The organism is Leisingera sp. ABM4_060, assembly GCF_056158765.1.
The window spans coordinates 283,365-295,869 of sequence record NZ_JBSWTX010000001.1; the positions used below are offsets into that span (position 1 = coordinate 283,365).

The 12,505-nt window shown below is 66.5% G+C and carries 14 protein-coding genes; 10 read left to right on the plus strand and 4 right to left on the minus strand.

The genetic code is table 11. The features are described from left to right. Positions 1 to 61 precede the first annotated feature (61 nt). From argF to ACXAEH_RS01290, 4 genes are all read left to right on the plus strand, one after another. Positions 62 to 988 (plus strand): ornithine carbamoyltransferase, encoded by a 927-nt coding sequence (gene argF / locus ACXAEH_RS01275; protein WP_475030685.1) that lies wholly within the window; start codon positions 62 to 64, stop codon positions 986 to 988. Positions 989 to 997: 9 nt separating this feature from the next. Beyond that, positions 998 to 1,396, plus strand: coding sequence for an ACT domain-containing protein (locus ACXAEH_RS01280; protein ID WP_475030686.1), 399 nt, complete (start codon positions 998 to 1,000; stop codon positions 1,394 to 1,396). Between the two features lie 113 nt (positions 1,397 to 1,509). Further along, positions 1,510 to 2,028, plus strand: a complete 519-nt coding sequence (locus tag ACXAEH_RS01285; RefSeq protein WP_475030687.1) for a GFA family protein — start codon at positions 1,510 to 1,512, stop codon at positions 2,026 to 2,028. Between the two features lie 95 nt (positions 2,029 to 2,123). Continuing rightward, entirely contained in the window at positions 2,124 to 2,843 is a 720-nt protein-coding gene (locus ACXAEH_RS01290; RefSeq protein ID WP_475030688.1) for an SDR family NAD(P)-dependent oxidoreductase, read from the plus strand. Positions 2,844 to 2,918: 75 nt separating this feature from the next. Here the strand turns inward: ACXAEH_RS01290 and ACXAEH_RS01295 are convergent, their stop codons facing one another. From ACXAEH_RS01295 to hrpB, 3 genes are all read right to left on the minus strand, one after another. After that, entirely contained in the window at positions 2,919 to 4,400 is a 1,482-nt protein-coding gene (locus tag ACXAEH_RS01295) for an inorganic phosphate transporter (protein WP_475030689.1), read from the minus strand. A 90-nt stretch (positions 4,401 to 4,490) separates the two neighbouring features. After that, the gene (locus ACXAEH_RS01300) at positions 4,491 to 4,949 is read right to left on the minus strand and encodes an NUDIX hydrolase (RefSeq protein WP_475030690.1); all 459 of its coding nucleotides are present in this window, start codon (positions 4,947 to 4,949) and stop codon (positions 4,491 to 4,493) included. 202 nt (positions 4,950 to 5,151) lie between these two features. Then, complete coding sequence (gene hrpB, locus ACXAEH_RS01305; RefSeq protein ID WP_475030691.1) at positions 5,152 to 7,599, minus strand: ATP-dependent helicase HrpB; 2,448 nt, start codon at positions 7,597 to 7,599, stop codon at positions 5,152 to 5,154. A gap of 347 nt (positions 7,600 to 7,946) precedes the next feature. Here hrpB and meaB point away from each other — a divergent pair, with 347 nt between their 5' ends. The 5 genes from meaB to ACXAEH_RS01330 all read left to right on the plus strand — a co-directional run bounded on the left by meaB (position 7,947) and on the right by ACXAEH_RS01330 (position 11,203). Next, entirely contained in the window at positions 7,947 to 8,924 is a 978-nt protein-coding gene (meaB, locus tag ACXAEH_RS01310) for a methylmalonyl Co-A mutase-associated GTPase MeaB (RefSeq protein WP_475030692.1), read from the plus strand. Between the two features lie 4 nt (positions 8,925 to 8,928). Further along, a complete protein-coding gene (locus ACXAEH_RS01315; protein ID WP_475030693.1) occupies positions 8,929 to 9,732 on the plus strand; it encodes an alpha/beta fold hydrolase in 804 nt (267 codons plus the stop codon). Between the two features lie 149 nt (positions 9,733 to 9,881). Then, entirely contained in the window at positions 9,882 to 10,172 is a 291-nt protein-coding gene (rpmB, locus tag ACXAEH_RS01320) for a 50S ribosomal protein L28 (protein WP_039159598.1), read from the plus strand. Positions 10,173 to 10,310: 138 nt separating this feature from the next. Then, complete coding sequence (locus ACXAEH_RS01325; RefSeq protein ID WP_475030694.1) at positions 10,311 to 10,661, plus strand: DUF2946 family protein; 351 nt, start codon at positions 10,311 to 10,313, stop codon at positions 10,659 to 10,661. A gap of 53 nt (positions 10,662 to 10,714) precedes the next feature. Beyond that, positions 10,715 to 11,203: a copper chaperone PCu(A)C gene (locus ACXAEH_RS01330; protein ID WP_475030695.1), complete on the plus strand. Its 489-nt coding sequence runs from the start codon at positions 10,715 to 10,717 to the stop codon at positions 11,201 to 11,203. A 95-nt stretch (positions 11,204 to 11,298) separates the two neighbouring features. Here ACXAEH_RS01330 and ACXAEH_RS01335 read toward each other — a convergent pair whose 3' ends face one another. After that, entirely contained in the window at positions 11,299 to 12,012 is a 714-nt protein-coding gene (locus ACXAEH_RS01335; protein ID WP_475030696.1) for an NAD-dependent deacylase, read from the minus strand. A 50-nt stretch (positions 12,013 to 12,062) separates the two neighbouring features. Between ACXAEH_RS01335 and ACXAEH_RS01340 the strand changes: the two genes are divergently transcribed. Then, positions 12,063 to 12,500 (plus strand): low molecular weight protein-tyrosine-phosphatase, encoded by a 438-nt coding sequence (locus tag ACXAEH_RS01340; protein WP_475030697.1) that lies wholly within the window; start codon positions 12,063 to 12,065, stop codon positions 12,498 to 12,500. The last annotated feature ends 5 nt before the right edge of the window (positions 12,501 to 12,505 follow it).

Genomic DNA, 12,505 nt, shown 5'->3' on the forward strand with positions numbered 1-12,505 from the left:
AAATACTCCGGGGGTCCGGGGGCAGCGCCCCCGGCCTTCGCCAGCCAAAAGCGATACCGATATGAAACACTTCCTCGACATCCACAAAACCGCCCCCGCCGACCTGCGGGTGATCATCGACCAGGCCAAGGCCACCAAGCAGGCGCGCCTGGGCCGCCCCAGGGCCGCGCTGGATGATGAGCTGCCGCTGAAGGACCGGATGGTGGCGCTGATCTTTGAAAAACCCTCGACCCGGACCCGCGTCTCTTTTGACGTCGGCGTGCGGCAGATGGGCGGCCAGACCATGGTGCTGAGCGGCAAGGACATGCAGCTGGGCCATGGCGAGACCATCGCCGACACCGCCCGCGTCCTCAGCCGCTATGTCGACATGATCATGATCCGCACCTTTGACGAGACCGTGCTGACCGAAATGGCGGAATATTCCGACGTGCCGGTGATCAACGGCCTGACCGACCGCACCCACCCCTGCCAGATCATGGCTGACGTGCAGACCTACGAGGAGCACCGCGGCCCGATCAAGGGCAAGAAAGTGGTCTGGTGCGGCGATGGCAACAATGTCTGTGCTTCCTTCATCCATGCGGCCGGTCAGTTCGGCTTTGACCTCACCTTCACCGGTCCCGCGCAGCTGGACCCGGAGGAAGAATTCATGGGGCTGGCGCGCAAGGCGGGATCCAAGATCGTGGTTGAGCGCGACGCGGCGAAGGCCGTGGAAGGCGCCGATCTGATTGTCGCCGACACCTGGGTGTCAATGCATGACAGCCAGTCCTCCAAGGAACGCCGCCACAATATGCTGCGCCCCTATCAGGTGAACGATGCGCTGATGGCGCATGCGAAACCCGATGCGCTGTTCATGCACTGCCTGCCGGCCCACCGCGAGGAAGAGGTGACCTCCGCCGTTATGGACGGACCGCAGTCGGTGATCTTTGACGAGGCGGAAAACCGTCTGCACGCGCAGAAGGCCATCATGCGCTGGTGCCTGGAAGGCTGATCCGGACCGATGCATGTCAAGCTGCTGCTGCGCGGGCTGCCCGGTGAATACGCCGTGTCCCGGCTTGCGCCCGGCACCGCTTTGCCTGCCTGGGTGAGCGGGCCGGGGCTGGTCAATGCGACCCATGCCGGGGATGAAATCTCTGTGGTCTGCCTGGCGGAGCGGGTGCCGGAGGGCAGCGAAAGCTCTGCCGGCTGGGCGGCGTTTCAGGTCTCTGACCTTTATGATTTCGACGCGCCGGGGGTGGTGCTGTCGGCGGTGCGGCCGGTGTCAGAGGCCGGCCTGGGGGTCTTTGCTATCTCGACCTTCTGCCGGGACTATCTGCTGGTGCGGCAGGCGGAGCTGGCCGCGGCAAGGAACGCCTGGCGGGCAGCCGGGCATCAGGTGGAAGCAGCCTCCGTTCAATGAAACGGCCGGAGGTTCCGCAGCGGTCTGATTGCAGTTTTTCGCGGTGACGGTCCGCATTCGCGTCCTGGCCCTGCCTTGCACTGTACTTGATCCCAATGACAGGAGATACGTCCATGCCAGGAACCCAAGGTGGCTGTCTTTGCGGTGCGATCCGGTACGAAATCGCCCGCCAGCCTGCCAGAGTGACCATGTGCCACTGCACGTTTTGCCAGCGCTCCACCGGTGCCGCCTATATGGTTCAACCGGCCTTTGCCTCGGCAGACTTCAAGCTGTGCAAAGGCGCGCCCAGGAGTTTCACTCATGTCTCGGAGGGCAGCGGCAAGGAAATACAGGTCAATTTTTGCGGCACCTGCGGCACCAAGCTGTTTCAAACCTTCGAACGCTTTACGGGGGCGGTGGGATTGTTCAGCGGCACGCTGGATGACCCCGGCTGGCTTGAGATCAGCCCGGAAAACAGCAAACACATTTTTCTGGAAACGGCCCGCAGCGAAACACTTATCCCTGCGGATACACCGGTGTTCATGCAACACGCCCTTGCCAGCGATGGCGCACCTGTTGTGCCGATAGTGCTGAAATCCCCGCAGAAAGCCGGGGATTTGCAGCGCGCGCCAGCAGAGAACGGGGGCAGGTAAGCCGTCTTTTGCTTGGGTGCGGCGGCGCTCTCGCCTCTTGAACCAGATCCCCTTTGCCGCCAGCTTTCTAATGTCGGAACAGCGGAGGCCTTGCCATGGCACAGACATCATCAAAACCAGTTGCCCTGATCGCAGGGGCAGGGGCGGGGCTGTCGGCCTCCTTTGCGCGGGCGCTGGCGGGGGCGGGCTATGCGCTGCACCTCAGCGCGCGCAATACCGCCAAGCTGGAGGCGCTGGCGGCGGAGACCGGCGCGGAGCTGCACCAGCTGGACGGCACCGATACGGCGGGGATGGCCCGGCTGGTGGAGGGCTTGCCGGGCGATTTACGCGTCGCCTGCTACAACCCCTCGGCCCGGGTGCGCGGGCCATTGGCAGAGCTGGATCCGGAGGCGGTCCGCAAGGCAGTGGAGGTCACCGCCCATGGCGCCTTCCTGCTGGGGCAGGCGGCGGCCAGGCGGATGCTGGCGCAGCAGCCCGCCGAAGGGCGGCGCGGTACAATCCTGTTCACCGGCGCCTCGGCCGGGGTCAAGGGCTTTGCCCAATCGGCGCCCTTTGCCATGGGCAAGTTTGCGCAGCGCGGGCTGGCGCAGGCGATGGCGCGGGAGCTGCACCCCAAGGGCATCCATGTGGCCTGGGTCAATATCGACGGCGGCATCCGCAATGCTGCCCGCCCTGAGCGGGTGGAGGCGGCGGACAGCCCCGACAGCATGCTGGACCCCGATGCCATTGCGCAGGAATACATGCACCTGATCAACCAGCACCGCTCCGCCTGGAGTGACGAACTGGTGCTGCGGCCCTGGGTGGAGCGGTTCTAGAGGGCCGCTGGCAAGTCAAAGAAAGACCCCCGCAGCCGGATGGCGCGGGGGTCTTTGTTCCGGCTTCGGAACCTATCAGCTCACAAAGGTGTTGAGCAGCAGGTAGATCACCGCGGACAGCAGCGCTGCGGCGGGCACGGTGATCACCCAGGCCGCCACGATGGTCATGAAGTGGCTGCGGCGCACCAGCTTGCGGCGGCGGCGTTCTTCCGGCGCGATGCGTTTTTCCGGCGGGCGGCCTGCGGCGGATTTCTTCAGGCGGCGCTCCATGTGCCACTCGCGGAAGAAGCCGACGCCGAACACCGCACCCACGGCAATGTGGGTGGAGGAGACCGGCAGGCCCAGCCAGCTGGCGACGATCACGGTGATCGCGGCGGACAGCGACACGCAATAGGCGCGCATCGGGTTCAGCTTGGTGATCTGGCTGCCGACCATGCGGATCAGCTTGGGGCCGAACAGGAACAGGCCGAAGGAGATGCCGAAGGCGCCGATCACCATCACCCAGGTCGGGATTGCCACCTTGGAGGCGAAATCGCCAAACTCGGTGGCATGCACGATGGCGGCCAGCGGGCCGACCGCATTGGCGACGTCATTGGCGCCATGGGCAAAAGACAACAGGCCCGCAGAGATCACCAGCGGCAGGCCGAACAGCGCCTTCAGCGACTTGTTGCGGTTCTCCATGCCCTCGGACTGGCGCTTGATCAGCGGCGCGGTGATGACATAGGCCAGCGCACCGGCGGCGGCACCGATCAGCAGTGCGGTCTGCAGGTCGATCTTGACGATCTTCTTCAGGCCCTTGAGGGCCAGATAGGCGCCAAAGGCGCCGGCCATGATGCCGACCAGCACCGGCACCCAGCGGCGCGCGGCGGCGATCTTGTCGTCCTGATAGATGATTTTGGCCTTGATGAAGGCCAGGAACAGCGCGGCGATCACCCCGCCCAGCACCGGCGAGATCACCCAGCTGGCGGCAATCTTGCCCATGGTGGGCCAGTTCACCGCGGCGGTGCCTGCGGCGGCCACACCGGCGCCCAGCACGCCGCCCACGACGGAGTGGGTGGTGGAAACAGGTGCCCCGACCCAGGTGGCCAGGTTCACCCACAGCGCCGAGGAGATCAGCGCCGCCATCATCGCCCAGATGAAAATGCTGCTGCTGGAGACCGCGGCGGGATCGATGATGCCCTTGGAAATGGTCGAGACCACATCGCCGCCCGCCAGCAGCGCGCCGGCGCTTTCGCAGACAGCGGCGATCACGATGGCGCCGCCCATGGTCAGCGCATTGGCGCCCACCGCCGGCCCCATGTTGTTGGCCACGTCATTGGCGCCGATGTTGATCGCCATATAGGCGCCGAATGCGGCCGCCGCGATCACCACCATGCTCATCGCCGAGCCGCCGAAGAAGACGCCGGCAGCAAGGCCCGCCAGCACGATGAAGGCCAGCGCGATGCCCGGCGCCACCAGCGGGCGGGAGGCATAGGTTGTGGCCAGTTCGAGCTGGGAGATCCTGTTCAGATCCTTATCCAGCGTGCTCCATTGCGGTCGCTGATCTTCGTGGCTCATCGATGCATTCCTGATTCCGGGGTCTGCGCACGCGCCTACCCCCGCTCAGGAAACGGATCAAGCTTCTGACATGAAAATGTCACAGAACTTTTACAAACGGCGCAGGATGTCCTGCAGCTCGGGCTCATCCACAAGGGTGGCCGCGTCCGCCGGTTTCATCCACTGGCGGGTGCGCTCGGAGGATTCCGGGTAATCATCCTCAAGCTGCTCCACTTCGGCCTCGAAAATCAGCGTGGTGACAGGCTCTTCGGTGCCGTTGTCGTGGCGCTTGGTGAAATGGTATTCGCCAACCGGCTGCGGCGAAATGCTGGCGGCCTTGACCCCGGCTTCCTCCCAGGCTTCCTGCAGCGCCGATTCCGGCCCGTCCATGCCTTCGATCGGCCAGCCCTTGGGCAGGATCCAGCGGCGGGTGCCGCGGCTGGTGATCATCAGCACTTCCTTGCCGTCCGTTCCGGAACGGCTGCACAGGGCCGCAACCTGCACCCGGGCGGGCCGTTGCAGCATCGGTTTGATGATCGCTTCCCAGGCGCGGGACAGGGGGCTTGTCATGGGGTGTCTGCCTTCGTTGTTGGGGTTGATCCCGTGTTTTATATGTAAGTGCCGGAATCTACGCCTGATCGGCCGGGGTTGCAAGGCAGGGGCTGCGGCCGGCCCGGCGCGCAGGCCGGGGCTCCCGCCCGCTGGCCGCCGCATCAAAGATGCGCCGCCAGCCGTTGGGCCGGGCAGCGCGCCTGCGGCCCGCTGCGGTCCGCTACTTGCGGCGTTTTGCGCGCAGCGTCGGGTCGGCTTCGGTGGGGTCCTCGGGCCAGGGATGCTTGGGGTATTGCGCCCGCATGTCCTTCCTCACATCCGCATAAGACCCCGCCCAGAAGCCGGGCAGGTCGCGGGTAATCTGGATCGGCCGCTGGGCCGGCGACAGAAGCGTGATCTTCAGCGGCACACCGCCTACGGAAGGGTGGCGGCTGACACCGAACAGCTCTTGCAGGCGGACCGAGATCTCCGGCACCTCCAGCGCATAGTCGATCGGGATCTTGCGGCCCAAAGGGGTGACAAAGCTGCCCGGCGCCTCGCGGTCCAAAAGCTGGGTCTGGTCCCAGCTGAGGGCTGCCTTGAGCGCGGGCAGGAGATCAAAGCGTTTCCAGTCCTCGGCCGATTTCACCCCGTCCAGCATCGGCAGCAGCCACTCCTCCAGCGTTTCCGTCAGGCCGGGAAGGGAGAAGTCCGGCAGGCCATGGCCTTCCGCCCGCACCAGCTCCACCCGCGAGGCCAGCCTCGCTGCGGCTCCTGACAGCCGCAGGCCCAGGTCGCGCACCCCGTCCAGCATTGCCTTGGCCACCGCGTCCGGCGGCACGTCTTTCCAGATCCGGTCGTCCAGCACCACGGCACCGAACCGCTCCTGCTGACGCGCCACCACCCGGCGGTCGCGCTTGGACCAATCGCAGCTGTCGTGCCAGGCGATCTGGCCGGCAAACAGCTCGCGGATCTCGCCTTGCGGGATCTGCGCCGCCATGCGGATCTTCGCTTCGCGCGGGTTGCCGTCGGTATCCAGCGCCACGATGAACGGCGCGCCTGCCAGCGTGTCGCCGCCGTCCAAAATGGCGCCCTTGCCGCCGGACAACACGAACCGCGGGTTATCTCCCTTGCGGCGCTGGCCCACGCGGTCGGGATAGGCAAGCGCTGCCATTGCCGCGGCAGACAGGCCCGCATCGCGGCGGCCTGCCTGTTTCTCCAGCCGCCGCGCCTCGCTCTTGATGCGCTCCACGACGGGCCGGTTCAGCTGGTACGGGTGACCGCGCTGAAATCCCTTGGGGTCCCGCAGCGCCTTCATCCGCAACGAAAGGTCCGCAGGCGCGCCGCGCAGCGGATCGCGTTCGCCCAGGAGCGCCGCCAGCGGTGCGGCTTCGGGGCCTGCCTGCAGCAGCATATGCCCAAGCCGCGGATGCAGCGGCAGGGCGGCCAGCGCCTTGCCGTGGCCAGTGATCCGCCCCTGCGCATCCAAGGCACCCAGCATGTGCAAAAGTGCCTGCGCCTCTGCCATCGCGCCCGCCGGCGGCTGGGTCAGGAACATCAGGTCCTCCGGCGCGGCGCCCCACAGCGCCAGCTCCAGCGCCAGCGCAGTGAGGTCGGCGCTTTCGATCTCAGCCGGCGGAAACGCCATCAGCGCGCCTTCCTCGCCCTTGGTCCACAGCCGGTAGCAGATGCCCTCTGCCACCCGGCCCGCGCGGCCCTGGCGCTGGGTGGCCTCGGCGCGGGTCACCTTTTCTGTGACCAGCCGCGACATGCCGGAGCCGGGATCAAACCGTGCGCGCCGCGCTTGGCCCATATCCACCACCACCCTTATGTCCTGAATGGTCAGCGAGGTTTCGGCAATCGAGGTCGCCAGCACCACTTTGCGCCCCTGCGGTTCCGGCTGGATCGCTGCGCGCTGCTCGGCAAAGGGCAGCGCGCCGAACAGGGGCCGGATATGGCAATGGCCGGGCAGGCGTTTCTCCAGCGCGCCCGCCGCGCGGCGGATCTCGCCCTCGCCGGGCAGGAACACCAGAATGCCGCCGCCTGTAGTCTTTGTCTCTCTCTCCGCCTGCACCACCAGATCCACCAGCGCATCCACACGCCGTCCTTGAGCGGGCAGGGGGCGGTCCAGCCAGCGCGTCTCCACCGGAAAGCTGCGGCCCTCAGAGGTCACCATCGGCGCGTCCATCAGCGCCGCCACCGGCCCGGCGTCCAGCGTCGCCGACATCGCCAGCAGCATCAGGTCATCGCGCAAGGCGCCTGCCACCTCCAAACACAAAGCAAGCCCCAGATCGGCGTTCAGCGAGCGTTCGTGGAATTCGTCAAAGATCACCGCGCCGACGCCGGGCAGGTCCGGGTCCGATTGCAGCATCCGGGTCAGGATGCCCTCGGTCACCACCTCGATCCGGGTTGTCTTGGAGGTCTTGGCATCGCCGCGCACCCGGTAGCCGACGGTTTGGCCCGGCTTCTCGCCCAGAGTCTCCGCCATCCGCTCCGCCGCGGCACGGGCGGCGAGGCGGCGGGGTTCCAGCATCACGATGCGGCCCTGGGTGAGGCCGGCCTCCAGCATTGCCAGCGGCACCCGGGTGGTCTTGCCCGCACCTGGCGGCGCCTGCAGCACGGCACGGCCGCGGGTACGCAGGGCGTCCAGCAGTTCGGGGAGGGCGTCTTCGATCGGCAATCTGGTCATGCCGCCTTATCGCCAAAGGGGGGCGGGAGGTCTAGCAGTGTGTCTGTGATAACTGCCTTTGAAATCTCCACTTACGGCAGCGCCCGTCCGAGGGCGGGAAGCAAAGCGCCCGCCCGTGGGGGCGGACGGGCGCTGCCCGGCGGTGCCGCCGGGCGGTAGATCGCAGTAGCAATTTGGTTCTCCGGCGCCAAATCGCCATTCTTTCGCTGCGCAAACCGCACCAACCGCGGCGGATTTGCCGCCTTTCCTGCACCGCCTGCTGATGTAGGGTGCCCGCCAGACGGCAGGGGCTGGACTTTGCGGCATGGCTTGCGCCAAGGTCCGCCCAACACGACAGGAAGACGCGCATGGACACCGAACAGCTGACACAAAAGATCCTCGACGGCGACCGCCGGGCGCTGGCCCGCGCGATTACCTTGGTGGAAAGCGGCCGCGAAGATCACCGCGCCAAGGCGGGCGAACTGCTGTCGGGTCTGGCCAAACACAAGCGCCAGTCGCTGCGCATCGGCCTGTCGGGCACGCCCGGCGTCGGCAAATCCACTTTCATCGAAAGCTTCGGCATGCTGCTGACCGGCCTCGGGCTGCGGGTGGCGGTGCTGGCGGTGGACCCCAGCTCGGCCCGTTCCGGCGGCTCGATCCTCGGCGACAAGACCCGGATGGAACGTCTGAGCCGCGAGAAGAACGCCTTTATCCGCCCGTCCCCCAGCCAGAGCCACCTGGGCGGCGTCGCCCGCCGCTCCCGCGAAGCCGTTGCTTTGTGCGAGGCGGCAGGCTTTGACGTGGTGCTGATCGAAACCGTCGGCGTCGGCCAGTCGGAAACCGTGGTGGCAGAGATGTCGGACCTGTTCCTCTTGCTGCTGGCGCCTGCGGGCGGCGATGAGCTGCAGGGGGTGAAGCGCGGCATCATGGAGATGGCCGACCTCATCCTGGTGAATAAGGCCGACGGGCCGCTGAAACCCGTCGCCACCCGCACCTGCGCCGACTATGCCGGCGCGCTGCGGCTGCTGCGCAAGCGCCCGCAGGACCCGGAGGGCTTCCCCAAGGCGCTGATGGTCTCGGCGGTGGAAGAGCACGGGCTGGAGCAGGCCTGGGAGGAAATGCAGGCGCTGACCGAATGGCGCCGCGAAAACGGCCATTGGGACCGCCGCCGGGCGGATCAGTCCTGTTACTGGTTCGACCAGGAGGTGCGCCAGGCGCTGCTGGCCCGGCTGCACACGGGCGCGGCCCAGGCCGCAATGGCAGAGCTGTCCACCCAGGTGGCCAAGGGCGCTCTGACCCCCGCGGCGGCGGCGCAGCAGATGCTGCAGGACCACCTGAAAGGCTGAAGCGATGCAGGAAACCCGGGTCTTTGACGGCGAAAAGCTGCGTGCCTCGCTGTTCAACCCGGGCGCGGAGCGGCTGTTTGTGACTTTCCGTCAGCGGGTTGCTGCCGCAGGGGAATTCGAAGACCGCGGCCCGGTCAGAAACATGACCGGCCACGGTTATGCGCATCTGCATATCCAGCCGCGCAACAATGACTGGTACATCAACAGCGAGACCAGGGCGCTGTCGCGCAGCCTGAAGGATCTGGCCAAGGGCTACAGCGACGTCTCCGCCATGGGGTTTTCCATGGGCGGCTACGCGGCGCTGCGGTTCTCCGCGGCCCTGCATCTGAAACGGCTGATCGCGGTCTCGCCGCAATACACCATTGCCCAAGGCGCAGTGCCGCATGACCGGCGCCGCAAGGAGGCAAAGGCCTTTGATGCAGCACTCGGCGATCTGGTGCGCTATGGCCGCCATGACGTGCAGGGGGTGGTGCTGTTCGACCCGTTCCGCAAGATGGACCTGAACCACGCGCGGTTCATTCAGGCGGTGTTCCCGGACCTGCAGCTGTGCCGCCTGTCCTGCGGCGGCCATCCGGCCAGCCAGGTGATCCGCGAGGGCGGCAGCTTCTGGGACCTGCAAACGCTGCTGCGCGACGGGCCGCTGAACGCGGCGCGGGTGCTGGACCTGCACCGGCAGCGCCGCCGCCTGTCGCGCACCTATTGGCAGAAGCTGGCGCGGGTGGCCCGCCAGCGCGGCCGGCCGCAGCTTGGGGCGGCTGCGGATGCCGGTCTGGAGAGGCTTGCGGCGGCCCTGGAAAAGGGGCAGTAAGGCCCGCAAGAAAGCTGAGTTGAATCACTTGACGCTGTTGCCGGTTGAGCGTAAGAGCAGCGGACCAGTTTTCGGGCGCAGCCAATGGCGGCGCCCCTTGTGATTTGGCGCCGGACTGCCGGAGCCACCAAAAAACGAAGGATGATGATATGTCGCGCCGTTGCGAACTGACCGGAAAAGGCCCGATGACTGGCAACAATGTCAGCCACGCCAACAACAAAACCAAGCGCCGCTTTCTGCCCAACCTGAACGACGTGACCCTGCAGTCCGAAGTTCTGGGCCGCGGCATCAAGCTGCGCATCTCCGCAGCTGCTCTGCGTTCCGTCGACCACCGCGGCGGCCTGGACGCGTTCCTGGCCAAAGCCAAGGACGAAGAGCTGTCGGCCACCGCGCTGAAAGTGAAGAAAGAGATCGCCAAGGCACAAGCCGCACAGGCTTGATAATCCTGGCCTGATCCCTTCACCGGATCGGATTACACACACCGCGCAGAGGCAACTCTGCGCGGTGTTTGCGTTTGCGCAATCTGCCGCAGGGTTGCGCCTTGCAGGCGGCTTGGCTTGTGGGCATACCTGCCGGTGATGATGCACGCCCTGCGCATATTCCTTGGCCTGTTCCTGGCCCTGACTGTCGCCCTGACGGCGCACAGCGCTGCCGCCCGGCAGGGGGAGCGTGACGCCGCAGGCCGGATGGTGATCTGCACCGGTACTGGCGCGGTGGTTGTCTATGTGGATAACGAGGGCCAGCCGGTCAAACCGCCGCACAATTGCCCCGACTGCGTGATGCATGTGCTGGATGCGGTGGTGCAGCCCGCGGGGCTGGTGCTGCCGGTTGCGGTCTGCAGCGCAGCGCCGGCCGGTCAGCGGGCCGCCCTGGCCACGGTGCAGCATGTCCTGCAGGCCACCGCCCGGGCGCCGCCAGCCGCCGCCTGACCGGCCCCCATACCCATCTGAAAATTGAAAACCCAAGTATGAGGAGACAGAACATGTCCCTGAAGTCTGTTGTCTTTGCAGCCGCGGCTGCTGCCGCCTTTGCCACTTCCGCCTTTGCAGGCGATGCCATGATCATGGTGCACGGCCAATACGCGCGCGTCTCGTCGCCCACCGCAAAGGCCGGGGCCGCCTTCATGCAGATCATGAACAAGGGCGCAGCCGATGATCAGCTCATTGATGTGCGTTCTGATGTGGCGGCGCGGGTGCAGCTGCATACCCACAAGGAAGGCGATGACGGCGTCATGAAGATGATGCATGTGGAGGAAGGCTTTGCCGTTCCCGCCGGCGCCACCCATATGCTGCAGCGCGGCGGCGACCATGTGATGTTCATGGGCCTGAAACAGGCGCTGAACCATGGCGATGTGGTGAAAGTGACGCTGGTGTTCGAGAAAGCCGGCGAGGTCGAGATCGAGATCCCGGTGGATCTGGAGCGCAAGGCCGAAGGCCACGGCAGCACGGATCACTCCGGCCACTCCAACTAAAACCGCAGGACAGGGCGGGCGCGGCGTCAGACTGCGCCGCAGCCCTCCTTCGCGCCCAAAGCCCGCCCCTGTGGCGGGCTTTTTGCCGCCTGAGGCTAGGTAAGCAGCTCGGCCACCCAGCCCGGAACAATCTCGCTGGCCGGGCCAAAGCGGCGCTCTGCAAAGCGGGAGGCGGTGGCCGACGGCTCCAGGTTCAATTCCACCGTATGGGCGCCGGCCAGCTGCGCCTCATCGACAAAGGCTGCGGCGGGGTAGACTTCGCCCGAGGTGCCGATGGCGGCAAACAGATCCGCCCCGGCCAGATGGGCATAGATCTCCTCCATGAAATACGGCATCTCGCCAAACCAGACCACGTCGGGGCGGCCTGCCGGCGCCGCACAGGCGGGGCAGGGCTGGCCGGTCTGCATTTCCATCGGTGCTGTCCAGCGGTGGCTGCAAGCGGCACAGAGCGCGCCTGCCAGCGTGCCATGCATATGCAGCACGGCTTGGGCGCCGCCGGCCTCATGCAGGCCGTCGACGTTCTGGGTGACAATCACCACCTCGCCGGGGTGCTCCGCCTGCAGCCGGGCCAGCGCCCGGTGCGCCGCATTGGGCGCCGCCCCCGCCGCCTGCCTGCGCCGCGCATTGTAGAACCCGTGCACCAAGTCCGGATTGCGCGCGAAGCCCTCCGGCGTTGCCACGTCCTCGATCCGGTGCTGCGCCCACAATCCGCCCTCATCCCGGAAAGTGCCGAGCCCGCTTTCAGCAGAAATCCCGGCGCCGGTCAGGATCACGATCTTCGCGCTCTTTCCCGCAGTCCTCTTTCCCAAAGCCTCGGAACCTCCTATCACTGCCCCTGTCCAGCAGGAGCCATGACCCAATGCCTACCCGTATTCTGTTTGTCTGCCTAGGAAACATCTGCCGCTCGCCGGCCGCTGAAGGCGTGTTCCGCGCGCTTTGCCCGGACGTGGAAACCGACAGTGCCGGCACCGCGTCCTACCACGTGGGAGAGCCGCCCTATGGTCCGATGCAGGCGGCGGCGCGGGCGCGCGGGCTGGACATCTCGGACCTGCGCGCGCGCCAGTTCCAGCGCGGTGATTTCAACAGCTTCGACCTGATCATCGCCATGGATGCCAGCAATCTGGACAACATCGAAGCCCTGCGTCCCGCAGGCAGCGGAACCCCGGTGCGCCTGTTCACCGAATACGCGCCCGACTCCGGTGCCGATCACGTGCCGGACCCCTATTACACCCGCGATTTCGACGGCTGCCTGGATCTGATAGAACAGGCTGCCAAGGGGCTCAAGGCGGCGCTCTGAAGGGT

Bases quoted from the DNA above. Each gene is read 5' to 3' on its own strand.
- argF (WP_475030685.1), top strand. From the start codon at position 62: ATGAAACACTTCCTCGACATCCACAAAACCGCCCCCGCCGACCTGCGG.
- ACXAEH_RS01280 (WP_475030686.1), top strand. From the start codon at position 998: ATGCATGTCAAGCTGCTGCTGCGCGGGCTGCCCGGTGAATACGCCGTG.
- ACXAEH_RS01290 (WP_475030688.1), top strand. From the start codon at position 2,124: ATGGCACAGACATCATCAAAACCAGTTGCCCTGATCGCAGGGGCAGGG.
- ACXAEH_RS01285 (WP_475030687.1), top strand. From the start codon at position 1,510: ATGCCAGGAACCCAAGGTGGCTGTCTTTGCGGTGCGATCCGGTACGAA.
- ACXAEH_RS01300 (WP_475030690.1), bottom strand. From the start codon at position 4,949: ATGACAAGCCCCCTGTCCCGCGCCTGGGAAGCGATCATCAAACCGATG.
- ACXAEH_RS01340 (WP_475030697.1), top strand. From the start codon at position 12,063: ATGCCTACCCGTATTCTGTTTGTCTGCCTAGGAAACATCTGCCGCTCG.
- ACXAEH_RS01315 (WP_475030693.1), top strand. From the start codon at position 8,929: ATGCAGGAAACCCGGGTCTTTGACGGCGAAAAGCTGCGTGCCTCGCTG.
- ACXAEH_RS01295 (WP_475030689.1), bottom strand. From the start codon at position 4,400: ATGAGCCACGAAGATCAGCGACCGCAATGGAGCACGCTGGATAAGGAT.
- ACXAEH_RS01330 (WP_475030695.1), top strand. From the start codon at position 10,715: ATGTCCCTGAAGTCTGTTGTCTTTGCAGCCGCGGCTGCTGCCGCCTTT.
- hrpB (WP_475030691.1), bottom strand. From the start codon at position 7,599: ATGACCAGATTGCCGATCGAAGACGCCCTCCCCGAACTGCTGGACGCC.
- rpmB (WP_039159598.1), top strand. From the start codon at position 9,882: ATGTCGCGCCGTTGCGAACTGACCGGAAAAGGCCCGATGACTGGCAAC.
- ACXAEH_RS01325 (WP_475030694.1), top strand. From the start codon at position 10,311: ATGATGCACGCCCTGCGCATATTCCTTGGCCTGTTCCTGGCCCTGACT.
- meaB (WP_475030692.1), top strand. From the start codon at position 7,947: ATGGACACCGAACAGCTGACACAAAAGATCCTCGACGGCGACCGCCGG.